Raw genomic sequence first — 11,598 nt, 5'->3', positions numbered from 1 at the left:
TTTACCGCCTGCATGCAGGCGGTAAATCTCAACGCGCTCTTCAAGGCTGAGCTGGCCATAACATTGTCCCATCGCCACAACACCCTAGCAGGTGTTGCACTTGTGTCGTGAACCCAAGGGACCCATAACCACCGGTGTTGGCTATTGGCATGCGCTGGAGCCACAGCCTTCGCAAAATCGGCATTGGTGGCTATGGATCCCGGCTCGCGCTTCGCTTGGCCGGGACGACTGCGTAACTCACCCCGCGATCTAGTTCACTCGCTGATCTCGTTCAGCTCCTTGCCGGAATGCTCGGGCACGAATAGGTACACCCCGATCGCCATCGCGATCATCAGCACGGGGATGCAGAGGAACGAGAGCGCGAACGAGCCGGTGTACTGCTGGAGCGCGATCGAGACGAAGGGAAACAGCACGAAGCCGACGAAATAGGCGATTGCCCAGACCACGCCGTTGGCGGCGCCGCGAATCCGGGTCGGGAAGATCTCCGCCGTCAGCGTCGTGCTCGGGCCCCAGAAGCCGAGGAAGCCGAGACACCAGGCGAGCCCGAACGCCCATAGCAGGACGCGGTCCTCGGAATAGACCCAGAGCGTCATGAAGATCGCGCCCTCGATCAGGGTCACGATGAAGGTGCGGCGGCGGCCGATCTTGTCGATCAACCAACCGACCAGGCACAGGCCAAGGAAGCCGCACAGGCCGTAGAACACGTAGAACAGGCTGTATTCCGCGGTCGACCAATGTTTCTCGGTCGAGAGGTAAAGCGGCATCCAGGCGCCGACCGTGCCGTAGATGCAGGTGCTGGCGCAGGCCACGAACAGCGCGACCAATGTCGAAGGCAGTACGTCGGGCATGAACACCTGGCGGATGCCGACCGACTTGGCCTTGCCGAACCAGGCGCTGTCATCGCCGCTGACGGTGCCGCCGCGCGCCAGCGTCTCCGAGATCTGCCGCTTGCGATCCTGCGCGCGCACCCAATAGGGCGATTCCGGACAGGTGGAGCGGATATAGATCGCGAGCAGCGCGATCACGCCGGGCACCATGACAGCGATACGCCAGCCGTTATTGGCGGCAACCAGCCCGGTGATCGCTCCGGCGAGCGTGGCGCCGAGGCACCACGCCGAACGCGTGATGCTGATGACGCGGCCGCGCAGCCGGGCCGGCCAGGTTTCAGCCACCAGCATCGAGCCGAGCGACCATTCGCCGTTGAGCGCAAAGAACAGCAGCGAACGCGCGATCACGAAGACCGTGAAGGTCGGCGACAGCGCCGCGACCGGCATCAGGAGCGAGAACAGCGCGATGTTGACCGCGAGCAACGTGCGGCGGCCGTAGCGGTCGGCGAGCCACGGCCAGAAATAGAGGCCGGCGATGCCGACGAACAGCGCGATCTGCATGCCGGAGCGATATTCCGGCAGGCTCAGCTGAAATTCTTTGATCACCATCGGCGAGATCAGCGCGAAGATCACGCCGTCCATGCCGTCAAAGCCCCAGCCGAGCGCGTTGGCGGTGGCGATGTGCCAATGGGTTTTCGTCAGCTCGGTGCTGCCGGCGACCGCGCGGTAGTTGGCGTATTGCAGGTGCTGCTGTTCGAGCGGGCCGACGTCGCTGGTGGCATCGTTCACCGCAGGCGCGGCGTGGCCGTCAGCCGTGATGCTGCTCATGATTGTTCTCCCCACTACCGCTTGGCTAGCGAAGCTGCGCCGCAATCTCAGGCTGAACCAATCAGGCAAGGGCGGCAAGCAAATTGCTCGCGGCAGCGCACCCGTCCATTCCGCTGAATGGAACGGTCGGCGGGATGCGCAAAGCACCGCGTATACGAAGCGCGCTCCAGACGGTTTCAGGAATCACAAAGAGTTATTTCCGGAAACCGCCCCCAAAACCTCCCGTAGCTCAGGCCAACGACGACGCACACCGATCAACACGCGCCGTTGTTGCCCCTTCATCGCCGGCGGAGACCGAGCCGGCCGGATTACCCATCGGGAGACGAACCATGTCGAAGCGTATTGCCTATCTCGCCGCCGCCGCCTTCAGCGCGCTCGCGATCACTGCCACTGTCGTGGCGCCGGTCCGTGCCGAGGAAAAGACCGTGATGGTCGGCGGCGCCGCGATGTTCCCGTCCAAGAACATCATCCAGAACGCCGTCAATTCGAAGGACCACACCACCCTCGTCGCCGCGGTGAAGGCCGCCGGCCTGGTCAGCACGCTGGAAGGCAAGGGCCCGTTCACGGTGTTCGCGCCGACCAACGCCGCGTTCGGCAAGCTGCCGGCCGGAACCGTCGACAATCTCGTGAAGCCAGAGAACAAGGCGACGCTGACCAAGATCCTCACCTACCACGTGGTGCCCGGCAAGCTCGAGGCCTCCGACCTCACCGACGGCAAGAAGCTGAAGACCGCCGAGGGCGAGGAACTGACCGTCAAGAAGCAGGACGGTAAGGTCTGGATCGTCGATGCCAAGGGCGGCACCTCGATGGTGACGATCTCCAACGTTAACCAGTCAAACGGCGTCATCCATGTGGTCGACACCGTGCTGATGCCGGCGACCTGACACCCGGCGGGCCGATTTAGTCCCTGAACGCCTGACGAAACAGCGAGCCGGAGCCTCGCCCCGGCTCGCATTTTTGTGACCAGATGGAGTGGCGTATATCGAACTGATGATGCGTACCCCTGTAACGGAACGCCGGTTCCCGGCGTATAAACCGGTAACGACCACGAGCAGAGACATTCCATGACGAGCCTTGCCGTCAGCGACCACCAGGCAGAGACCGCGGCGCCCGCGAAGGTGATCCAGCCGGTCTGGGTGCGCACGGTGCACTGGATCAACGCATTCGCGATGATCCTGATGATCATGTCCGGCTGGCAGATCTACAACGCCTCGCCGTTGTTTGGCTTTACCTTCTCGCGGAACATCACGCTGGGCGGCTGGCTCGGCGGTGCGCTGCTCTGGCACTTCGCCGCGATGTGGCTGTTGATGGTCAACGGCCTGATCTATCTGGCGCTCGGTTTCGCCACCGGCCGCTTCCGCAAGAAGCTGCTGCCGATCACCCCCGGCGGCGTGATTGCCGACACCAAGGCGGCGCTGACCTTCAAGCTCGCGCATGACGATCTCAGCAAGTACAATTCGGTGCAGAAGCTGCTCTATACCGGCATCATCACCGTCGGCGTCGTCATCGTGCTGTCCGGCCTGTCGATGTGGAAGCCGGTGCAGTTGCATTGGCTGGTATCGCTGTTCGGCGGCTACGACATCGCCCGCTATGTCCACTTCACCTGCATGGCGCTGATCGTCGCCTTCCTGGTGATCCATGTCGCGCTCGCGCTGCTGGTGCCGAAGAGCCTGCGCGCCATGATCATCGGGCGCTGAGGGAGAGTGTCATGGGCCGTCTCCGCAAACTCCTGATCCCCGGTGTCGACAAGAAGCTGCTCGTGCGCGATGCGGTGAAGACGATGCCGGAACTCACGCGCCGCCGCTTCATCACGGCCGGAACAAGCCTCGGTGCGCTGACGCTGTTGACCGGCTGCGACGTGGTCGATTCGTCGTCGGCGGAGGAATTGCTGAAGAAGGTCTCGAAGTTCAACGACGCGGTGCAGGCCTGGATGTTCAATCCGGATGCGCTGGCGCCGACCTTCTCCGAGAGCATGATTACCAAGCCGTTCCCGTTCAACGCCTATTACGATCTCGACGATGCGCCGGAGATCGCAGGCGCGGACTGGAAGCTCGAGGTGCGCGGGCTGGTCGAGAACAAGAAGTCGTGGACGCTCGACGAATTGTACAAGCTGCCGCAGGTCAAGCAGGTGACGCGCCACATCTGCGTCGAAGGCTGGAGCGCGATCGGCAGCTGGACCGGCACGCCGCTGCGCGATTTCCTCAAGCTGGTCGGCGCCGACACGCGCGCCAACTATGTCTGGTTCCAGTGCGCCGACAAGGACGGCTATAATTCGCCGCTCGACATGCGCACGGCGCTGCATCCGCAGACCCAGATGACGTTCAAATTCGCCGACGCGATCCTGCCGCGCGCCTACGGCTTCCCGATGAAGATCCGGGTGCCGACCAAACTCGGCTTCAAGAACCCGAAATACGTGCTCTCGATGGAAGTCACCAACGACTACAAGGGCGGCTACTGGGAAGACCAGGGCTACAATTCGTTCAGCGGGAGTTAGCCGTCGTCCCGGCGAAGGCCGGGACGACCAGGGATTACGGCCCGACCTTCCTCTGAAACGCCGCAAGCACCGCTCCGAGCGCCAGCATCGCGGCCGAGACGTTCAGCGCAGATGACAGGCTGCCGACCGCGTCGGTGATGGCGCCGACCACGATCGGGCCGAGCGTCTGGCCGATGCCGAAGGCGATGGTCATCGCCGCAATGGCGGTCGGCCAGGCTTCCGGCGGGTAGTTGAGGCGCACGAAGGCGGTGGTCGAGCCGACCACGGCGAAGAACGCGACGCCGAACACCAGCGCCGAGATCGCGAGCAGCAGCGGCGAATGCCCGAAGATCGGGAGAGCCGCGCCGAGCGCGTTGACGCCGAGGATGATGGTGGTGGCGAGCCCGCCGCGGTCGAGCGCAAGTACCCGCCGCCAGACCCATGGCGTGACGAACGCGCTGACGCCGATCAGGCTCCAGAACGCGCTCTGTGCACCCGCGCCGCCGCCACCGTCGCGGACATAGGCGATCATGAAGGTCATGTAGGCGATGTAACCGGCGCCGAACAGGAAATAGGCGGCGAGGTAGATCAGGACCGGCATCACAGCGAAATTGGTCCGCACGATGCCGCCCGCGGCATTATTGGCGTGCAATGGCGCCAGCAGCAGCGGCACGGTCATGATCGCGGAGAGCAAGGTCATCGCCCACCACACGATCCACCACGAGCCGGCGCCAAAACCCTGCAACACAAAGGGCGCGATCAGGCCGGAGGCCAGGATGCCGACGCCCGGCCCGGCGTAGAACAGGCTGAGCAGGAAGTTGGCGCGTTCCGGTCGCGATTGCGCGATGGTTGCCGCCAGCGCGCCGCCGCCGACGAAGCCGATCGCGGCGGCGAAGCCGACCAGCAGACGGGCGAAACTCAGCACGGCGAAATTGCCCGAGATGGCGCACAGCGCCAGCGACAGTACGCAGGCCAGCGTCGACCGGCGCACCGAGGTGGCCAGCCCGAAGCGCTGGATCAGGCGCGAGGCGAACAGCGCGCCGACCAGATAGCCGGCGGCATTGATCGTGTTCATGAAGCCGGCGGCCGAATACGACCAGGCCAGCGAATCGCGCATGTCCGGCAGCACCAGCGAATAGGCGAAACGGCCGATGCCGAGACCGACCGTTGGTGCGAGCGACAAAATAAGGATCAGCCGCGCAGGATGCGGGTAGGATGGGGCGGGGGCTCTCACTATTCACTCCGGCAAGGCCGGCATTGTGGCAGGCTGCGCCGGTCCTGCCCAGCGCCACGGGCAGCAACACTGTCTTGCGTATCGGGCAATCAGGCGATCAGGACCAGCGCGACGCCGGCGACGGTCAGTAGGGTACCGGCGACGATCCGCGCGGTGATCTCGATATGCTTGAGCATCATCGCGCTCAGCGCCACGGTCACCAGCGGGTAGATCGCGGCCAGCGGCGCCACCAGCGTGATCGGACCATTGCGGACCGCGGCGAACAGGCTGAGCGCGCTGAGCCCGTTGCTGATCCCGGTCATTGCAAACCAGAACCGGCCGTCACGCGGCGCCTGCACCATGAAGCTGCCTTTGCGGATGCGCTGCACGGTCAGCACCACCAGTGAGGACATGACGTAGCCGACCAGGCAGGCCCACAGCGGGCTCGGCCAGATCGCCAGCCCGAGCTTGGCAATCGGCGGCACGATGCCGCGCACCAGCGCGCTGGCGAGCGGCAGCAGCAGGGCCCAGCTGCGCCAATGACCGAGGTCGCGGGGCCGGGTTACGGTAATAATCGCGGCACCGGCCACCGCGACCATGAGCCCGATCAGCTGTTGCGGGTCCAGCGGCTCGTGCAGCAGCACCACGGCGGCGGCGACCGCAAACAGCGGCGCCAGATTGCCCAATGTCGAGGTGATGACCGGCCCGAGCGCCCGGTTCGAGGCGAAGGTCAAGAGCGTCAGCGAGGCCGGGAAGAACAGGCCGATTGCCATGAAGATCGGCAGGCCGCGCCAGACCACCGGCTCGCCATGCAGGATCAGCGGCGACAGCAGGAGGAACAGCAGGGTGAAGGACGGCACGCTGATCGCGGCGCCCGACAGCGGCTCGACGGTGCGCAGGCCAAGCTGCGCCAGCACGACGCCGGCGCCGAGGAAAATGGCCGAGGCGAAGGCGTAGATAATGGCTGCGGTCATGAGGTCCGTCTTGTTGGCTTCTTTTGGGGCGCGGTTGGCTCTTGGCGGGCCATTTTGGCCCTGTCCGGGGTGCCTTGCCAATCCGCCCGGGGCGTTTTAGCACTCGCGCCTGACGATGACGGGCATGCCCGATTGAGTGAGGAACGAACCATGGCGACCCATAAACTGCTGCTTCTCCCTGGCGACGGCATCGGCCCCGAAGTGATGGCCGAGGTCCAGCGCGTGATCGACTGGCTGAATGCGCAGGGCATCGCGAAGTTCGAGACCGAGCAGGGCCTGGTCGGCGGCTCGGCTTATGATGCGCACAAGGTGTCGATCTCCGAGGGCGACATGGCCAAGGCCAATGCCGCTGATGCCGTGATCTTCGGCGCGGTCGGCGGTCCGAAGTGGGACAGCGTGCCTTATGAGGTGCGCCCGGAGGCCGGCCTGCTGCGGCTGCGCAAGGATCTCGGCCTGTTCGCCAATCTGCGTCCCGCGGTGTGCTACCCGGCGCTCGCCGATGCCTCGAGCCTCAAGCGCGAGGTGGTCGAGGGCCTCGACATCATGATCGTGCGCGAGCTCACTGGCGGCGTCTATTTCGGCGAGCCGAAGACCATCACCGATCTCGGCAACGGCCAGAAGCGCGCGATCGATACCCAGGTCTACGACACCTTCGAGATCGAGCGGATCGGCCGCGTCGCCTTCGATCTGGCGCGCAAGCGCAAGAACAAGGTGACGTCGATGGAAAAGCGCAACGTCATGAAGTCGGGCGTGCTCTGGAACGAGGTCATGACCCAGGTCCACGCGCGCGAATACAAGGACGTCACGCTGGAGCACCAGCTCGCCGATTCCGGCGGCATGAATCTCGTCAAGACGCCGAAGCAGTTCGACGTCATCGTCACCGACAATCTGTTCGGCGACATGCTGTCCGACATCGCGGCGATGCTCACCGGGTCGCTCGGCCTGCTGCCGTCGGCTTCGCTCGGCAAGGAGGACGCCAAGACCAAGGAACGCAAGGCATTGTATGAGCCGGTGCACGGCTCGGCGCCCGACATCGCCGGCCGAGGCCTCGCCAATCCGATCGCGATGATCGCCTCGTTCGGCATGGCGCTGCGCTATTCCTTCGGCATGGGCGATCTCGCCGACAAGGTCGATGCCGCGATCGCCGCGGTGCTCGCCGGCGGCTTGCGCACCGCCGACATCAAGTCACAGGGCACTACGCCGGTCAGCACCGCGCAGATGGGCGAGGCGATCCTGAAGGAATTGCAGAAGCTGCACGCGTAAGGCTCGCGCGGTCATTCCGGGTGTGATGCTTCGCATCGCTCCGGAATGACGAAGCCCAAAACAAAAATGCCCGGGCCGAAGCCGGGCATTTTCATATCGGCTGTTCGCCGAAATTCTCAATACAGCGGGAAGCTCCGCGGATAGCCGCCGACGTCGGCCGGCGTGCTGAGCGGCTGGCGATCGATCGGACGGTTGTTGTTCTCGCGCGCGAACGTGGGATAGCCGATTTCCGGCGGGTACGCGTAGTCGTTGAACTTGCGGTCGCCCGGCAGCACTTCGGTGCCGGCGTCGAGCCACGAGCGCGTGGTGACGTAAACGCGGGTGCGCGGACCCTGCTGATAGACCCGGTTCGGACCCTGCGCGCCGTAGTAGCGGCGGCCGTCACGGTCATACTGCTCTTGCTGCTTGCGCTTGCTCGGGGTCTGCTGCGCGCTGGCCGCGGTCATGCCAAACGCGGTTGCGGTGACGGCAGCCGCGGCAAGCAACACCACGAGCTTGTTCGCGGCAGGGAATTTCAAGGTCATCGCATCCTCGTCATTACGGCCCCGATCGGGGGCTGGCGCATCAGCCAAAATCACTCGGAACACATTGTAGCCATGGAGGGTGGGGCGCCACTAGGTCAATTGCGCCACACCATCAGAGATAATGCGTGTCCAAGCGCAAAAGTTTCATGAAAACCAGTGCCTTGCCACGGTCTCGCCATCAAAGGGCGCCGCGCAGAAGCGGGTTCTCGCTGCCCATCACCCAGTCAGCCGACAGGGCGGGCGGGCCGGAGGTAACGCAGTCGGTGCGCCGCAGCTCGGCATGCGCGAACAGCGCGGCGAGCCGCGGGTCGTTGCCTGCGGCCAGCAGGGTCAGCCGGTTCAGCATGCACATGATCGCGGCGCGCTGGGCCGGCAGGCTGCTGCCCTGGCAGGTCCAGCCGGAGATGCGCAGATCCGGCGCGTCGGCCTGTTTGAGGAAGCCGAGGCAGGCGCGGCTGCCGTCCTGCCGCGCCGGGCGCAACAGGGTGACGCTGCCGAACTTGCTGTCGACGATGCCGGCGGCCTCGAGCTCGCGGATACCGCCGGAGTCGAGGCGCCCGGCAATCTCCGTGATCGCGGGTCCCATGGCCTCGCCGCCGGGACGGTAGATTTCCAGCTCGGCCGCCGGCGTGCCATTGGCGTCGGCCCAGCGGAAGACGTCCTTGCGGCCGCCCTCGGGATGCCGGAGAATTTCGTAAGTCACTGTTTTTTCTCGAAGATCGATCTTGCTCATGGCGAAGGCCGGCGCCGAACGGCCAGCTACGCTCCAACCCGCGGCGGCTGGCGCTGCCGTCGCCGTTGCGTTCGGCAGTTGCTTCCATAGATGGGTGCCGAGGACGGCGAACAGCGCGAGCACGGCGACATAGGCAAACAGCCGGGAGAGCGTGGCGTATACCTCGTCCACGAAACTCGTCAGGTCAGACGGATTTCTCGTATGATGGGGCGCGGCCGGATCGGCCCGAAATAGACGCATCAAAACGCTCAAAAGCTACGCAACGTTGTCTTGACGGGGTTTCTCGCATAGAAGCGCTGCCTCTTCCCTTTCCGCAGCTTGCGGGGGAACGGGCATTTTTCGTCGGAGAGTGAACGATGGGTTACAAAGTCGCGGTGGTCGGAGCGACCGGCAATGTCGGGCGCGAAATGCTCAACATTCTCGACGAGCGCAAATTCCCCGCCGACGAGGTCGTCGTGCTGGCCTCGCGCCGCAGCGTCGGCGTCGAGGTCTCCTATGGCGACCGCACGCTCAAGGTGAAGGCGCTCGAGCACTATGACTTCTCCGATGTCGACATCTGCCTGATGTCGGCCGGCGGCTCGGTCTCCAAGGAATGGTCGCCCAGGATCGGCGCGGCCGGCGCGGTCGTGATCGACAATTCCTCGGCCTGGCGCATGGATCCGGACGTGCCGCTGATCGTGCCGGAGGTGAACGCGGATGCGGCCGCGGGCTTCACCAAGAAGAACATCATCGCCAACCCGAACTGCTCGACCGCGCAGCTCGTCGTGGCGCTGAAGCCGCTGCACGACAAGGCGACGATCACGCGCGTCGTGGTCGCGACCTATCAATCGGTGTCGGGCGCCGGCAAGGATGCGATGGACGAATTGTTCTCGCAGACCAAGGCCGTCTACACCAATGACGAGCTGATCAATAAGAAGTTTCCGAAGCGCATCGCCTTCAACATCATTCCGCAGATCGACGTCTTCATGGAAGACGGCTACACCAAGGAAGAGTGGAAGATGATGGCGGAGACCAAGAAGATCCTTGATCCCAAGATCAAGCTGACCGCGACCTGCGTGCGCGTGCCGGTCTTCGTCAGTCACTCCGAGGCCGTGAACGTCGAGTTCGCCAACCCGATCACGGCGGACGAGGCGCGCAACATCCTGCGCAACGCGCCGGGCTGCCTCGTGATCGACAAGCACGAGCCGGGCGGCTACGTCACGCCCTATGAGGCGGCCGGCGAGGACGCGACCTATATCAGCCGCATCCGCGAGGATGCGACGGTGGAGAACGGCCTGTCGTTCTGGTGCGTGTCGGACAATCTGCGCAAGGGTGCGGCGCTGAACGCGATCCAGATCGCGGAAGTCCTGATCAACCGCAAGCTGATCACCGCGAAGAAGAAAGCGGCCTAAAGGCGCGGGGACCAACGGGGGGTGTAACCATGTCGGAACAGCTGGCTTCCACCCCATCAAGCCCCCCGACGCCGCGCATCATGCGCGGCTTCGAATATGTGCTGTTCAACAGCCGCTGGCTGATGGCGCCGTTCTATGTCGGCCTGGTGGTGGCGCTTGCCGTGCTGCTGCTGAAATTCGCGCGGATGCTCTGGGAGTTCGTCCTGCATGCGTCCGGCTACAAATCGACGGAAGTCATCCTCGATGCGCTGGCGCTGATCGACGTCACGTTGGTCGCCAACCTCATTCTGATCGTGGTCTTTTCGGGCTACGAGAACTTCGTCTCGCGCATCGACACGTCGGGCAACCCGAACTGGCCGATCTGGATCACCAAGATCGATTTTGCCGGGCTGAAGCAGAAGCTGCTGGCGTCGATCGTCGCGATCTCCGCGATCCACGTGCTGGAAGCGTTCCTGAACATCGATGCCGCGTTCGACGCCACGCGGATGACCTGGCTCGTCGCCGTGCACCTGGTGTTCGTGATCTCAGCGCTGTTGCTGGCGCTCTCGGATCGCTGGGGCGGCTATCACGGTGATGAGTAGTCGATAAATAGCGCGCGCCTACGCGCCGGCCTTCACGGCATCGGCGACGCTGATGAACTCCTTCGCGACCCGGTCGAGCACGAACAGCGAGCCCTCGGCGACACCGAAATAGGCGCCGTGCAATTGCATCTCGCCGCTCTCGACGCGCTCGCGCACGAACGGGAAGGTCATCAGGTTCTCCAGCGAGCGGAACACCGCGGCCTTCTCGATGCGGGTGACGAAGTCCTGCATGCTCTCATGGTTGCGCTGCTCGACGATCTCACCGGGCTTGATGAACATCTGCATCCATTTGCCGATGAAGTCGCCCGGCGTGAGCGGCTTGATCTTGTCGACGAAGGCGCGGATGCCGCCGCACTGGGCATGGCCCAGCACCACGATGTTCTTCACCTTCAGCACGGTCACGGCATATTCCAGCGCGGCCGAGACGCCGTGGGCATTGCTGTCGGGCTGATAGACCGGAACCAAATTGGCGATGTTGCGGACCACGAACAACTCGCCGGGGCCGGCATCGAAGATCACTTCCGGAGAGACGCGGGAATCGCAGCAGCCGATCACCATGGTTTCGGGAAACTGGCCGCGCTCGGACAGGTCCCGGTATCGCGATTGTTCAGTCGGCAATCGCTGGGTCGCGAATGTCCGGTAGCCGTCGATCAACTGCTTCGGAAAGGAATTCATGGCCTCTGGCTAACCACATGCCGGTGACGGGAACAAGACTTTCGGCGTGCATCCTGAGATGATACGGCAGCGTTGAAAGATGGTTCCGCCGAATGCCCAAACAATGGACAGTGGCG

Annotated in this window: 12 protein-coding genes; 6 read left to right on the top strand and 6 right to left on the bottom strand. The window is 64.2% G+C overall.

What is annotated here, in order from left to right:
- Nucleotides 1-254: 254 nt before the first annotated feature.
- Nucleotides 255-1,655, bottom strand: coding sequence for an MFS transporter (locus tag AC066Y_RS40040; protein ID WP_478278651.1), 1,401 nt, complete (start codon nucleotides 1,653-1,655; stop codon nucleotides 255-257).
- Nucleotides 1,656-1,984: 329 nt separating this feature from the next.
- Between AC066Y_RS40040 and AC066Y_RS40035 the strand changes: the two genes are divergently transcribed.
- From AC066Y_RS40035 to AC066Y_RS40025, 3 genes are all read left to right on the top strand, one after another.
- The gene (locus AC066Y_RS40035; RefSeq protein ID WP_478278650.1) at nucleotides 1,985-2,539 is read left to right on the top strand and encodes a fasciclin domain-containing protein; all 555 of its coding nucleotides are present in this window, start codon (nucleotides 1,985-1,987) and stop codon (nucleotides 2,537-2,539) included.
- 180 nt (nucleotides 2,540-2,719) lie between these two features.
- Nucleotides 2,720-3,352: a cytochrome b/b6 domain-containing protein gene (locus tag AC066Y_RS40030; RefSeq protein ID WP_478278649.1), complete on the top strand. Its 633-nt coding sequence runs from the start codon at nucleotides 2,720-2,722 to the stop codon at nucleotides 3,350-3,352.
- Nucleotides 3,353-3,363: 11 nt separating this feature from the next.
- Nucleotides 3,364-4,149, top strand: coding sequence for a molybdopterin-binding protein (locus AC066Y_RS40025; RefSeq protein WP_478278648.1), 786 nt, complete (start codon nucleotides 3,364-3,366; stop codon nucleotides 4,147-4,149).
- Nucleotides 4,150-4,183: 34 nt separating this feature from the next.
- On the opposite strand, the gene AC066Y_RS40020 is transcribed toward AC066Y_RS40025, so the two are convergent.
- The gene (locus AC066Y_RS40020) at nucleotides 4,184-5,362 is read right to left on the bottom strand and encodes a YbfB/YjiJ family MFS transporter (RefSeq protein ID WP_478278647.1); all 1,179 of its coding nucleotides are present in this window, start codon (nucleotides 5,360-5,362) and stop codon (nucleotides 4,184-4,186) included.
- 89 nt (nucleotides 5,363-5,451) lie between these two features.
- Complete coding sequence (locus tag AC066Y_RS40015; protein WP_478278646.1) at nucleotides 5,452-6,315, bottom strand: EamA family transporter; 864 nt, start codon at nucleotides 6,313-6,315, stop codon at nucleotides 5,452-5,454.
- 150 nt (nucleotides 6,316-6,465) lie between these two features.
- Between AC066Y_RS40015 and leuB the strand changes: the two genes are divergently transcribed.
- Nucleotides 6,466-7,578, top strand: a complete 1,113-nt coding sequence (gene leuB / locus AC066Y_RS40010; protein ID WP_478278645.1) for a 3-isopropylmalate dehydrogenase — start codon at nucleotides 6,466-6,468, stop codon at nucleotides 7,576-7,578.
- 116 nt (nucleotides 7,579-7,694) lie between these two features.
- On the opposite strand, the gene AC066Y_RS40005 is transcribed toward leuB, so the two are convergent.
- Nucleotides 7,695-8,102: a hypothetical protein gene (locus AC066Y_RS40005; RefSeq protein WP_478278644.1), complete on the bottom strand. Its 408-nt coding sequence runs from the start codon at nucleotides 8,100-8,102 to the stop codon at nucleotides 7,695-7,697.
- A 178-nt stretch (nucleotides 8,103-8,280) separates the two neighbouring features.
- Entirely contained in the window at nucleotides 8,281-9,075 is a 795-nt protein-coding gene (locus AC066Y_RS40000) for a hypothetical protein (protein ID WP_478278652.1), read from the bottom strand.
- Nucleotides 9,076-9,191: 116 nt separating this feature from the next.
- Here AC066Y_RS40000 and AC066Y_RS39995 point away from each other — a divergent pair, with 116 nt between their 5' ends.
- Nucleotides 9,192-10,226 (top strand): aspartate-semialdehyde dehydrogenase, encoded by a 1,035-nt coding sequence (locus AC066Y_RS39995; RefSeq protein ID WP_092121443.1) that lies wholly within the window; start codon nucleotides 9,192-9,194, stop codon nucleotides 10,224-10,226.
- A 29-nt stretch (nucleotides 10,227-10,255) separates the two neighbouring features.
- A complete protein-coding gene (locus tag AC066Y_RS39990) occupies nucleotides 10,256-10,807 on the top strand; it encodes a TIGR00645 family protein (RefSeq protein ID WP_478278643.1) in 552 nt (183 codons plus the stop codon).
- A gap of 18 nt (nucleotides 10,808-10,825) precedes the next feature.
- Here AC066Y_RS39990 and AC066Y_RS39985 read toward each other — a convergent pair whose 3' ends face one another.
- On the bottom strand, nucleotides 10,826-11,482 hold the full coding sequence (locus AC066Y_RS39985) for a carbonic anhydrase (RefSeq protein ID WP_478278642.1): 657 nt from the start codon (nucleotides 11,480-11,482) through the stop codon (nucleotides 10,826-10,828).
- Nucleotides 11,483-11,598: the final 116 nt, after the last annotated feature.

The sequence above is a fragment of the Bradyrhizobium sp. USDA3010 genome (assembly GCF_056429065.1).
The sequence above is the reverse complement of the archived record's forward strand: the minus strand, read 5'-3'. Positions and strand labels throughout refer to the sequence as shown.

What these genes read in the sequence shown, in the direction of transcription:
- AC066Y_RS40000 (WP_478278652.1), bottom strand. Translation starts at nt 9,075, where the DNA reads ATGCGTCTATTTCGGGCCGATCCGGCCGCGCCCCATCATACGAGAAAT.
- AC066Y_RS40015 (WP_478278646.1), bottom strand. Translation starts at nt 6,315, where the DNA reads ATGACCGCAGCCATTATCTACGCCTTCGCCTCGGCCATTTTCCTCGGC.
- AC066Y_RS39995 (WP_092121443.1), top strand. Translation starts at nt 9,192, where the DNA reads ATGGGTTACAAAGTCGCGGTGGTCGGAGCGACCGGCAATGTCGGGCGC.
- leuB (WP_478278645.1), top strand. Translation starts at nt 6,466, where the DNA reads ATGGCGACCCATAAACTGCTGCTTCTCCCTGGCGACGGCATCGGCCCC.
- AC066Y_RS40030 (WP_478278649.1), top strand. Translation starts at nt 2,720, where the DNA reads ATGACGAGCCTTGCCGTCAGCGACCACCAGGCAGAGACCGCGGCGCCC.
- AC066Y_RS40035 (WP_478278650.1), top strand. Translation starts at nt 1,985, where the DNA reads ATGTCGAAGCGTATTGCCTATCTCGCCGCCGCCGCCTTCAGCGCGCTC.
- AC066Y_RS39990 (WP_478278643.1), top strand. Translation starts at nt 10,256, where the DNA reads ATGTCGGAACAGCTGGCTTCCACCCCATCAAGCCCCCCGACGCCGCGC.
- AC066Y_RS40040 (WP_478278651.1), bottom strand. Translation starts at nt 1,655, where the DNA reads ATGAGCAGCATCACGGCTGACGGCCACGCCGCGCCTGCGGTGAACGAT.
- AC066Y_RS39985 (WP_478278642.1), bottom strand. Translation starts at nt 11,482, where the DNA reads ATGAATTCCTTTCCGAAGCAGTTGATCGACGGCTACCGGACATTCGCG.
- AC066Y_RS40025 (WP_478278648.1), top strand. Translation starts at nt 3,364, where the DNA reads ATGGGCCGTCTCCGCAAACTCCTGATCCCCGGTGTCGACAAGAAGCTG.
- AC066Y_RS40005 (WP_478278644.1), bottom strand. Translation starts at nt 8,102, where the DNA reads ATGACCTTGAAATTCCCTGCCGCGAACAAGCTCGTGGTGTTGCTTGCC.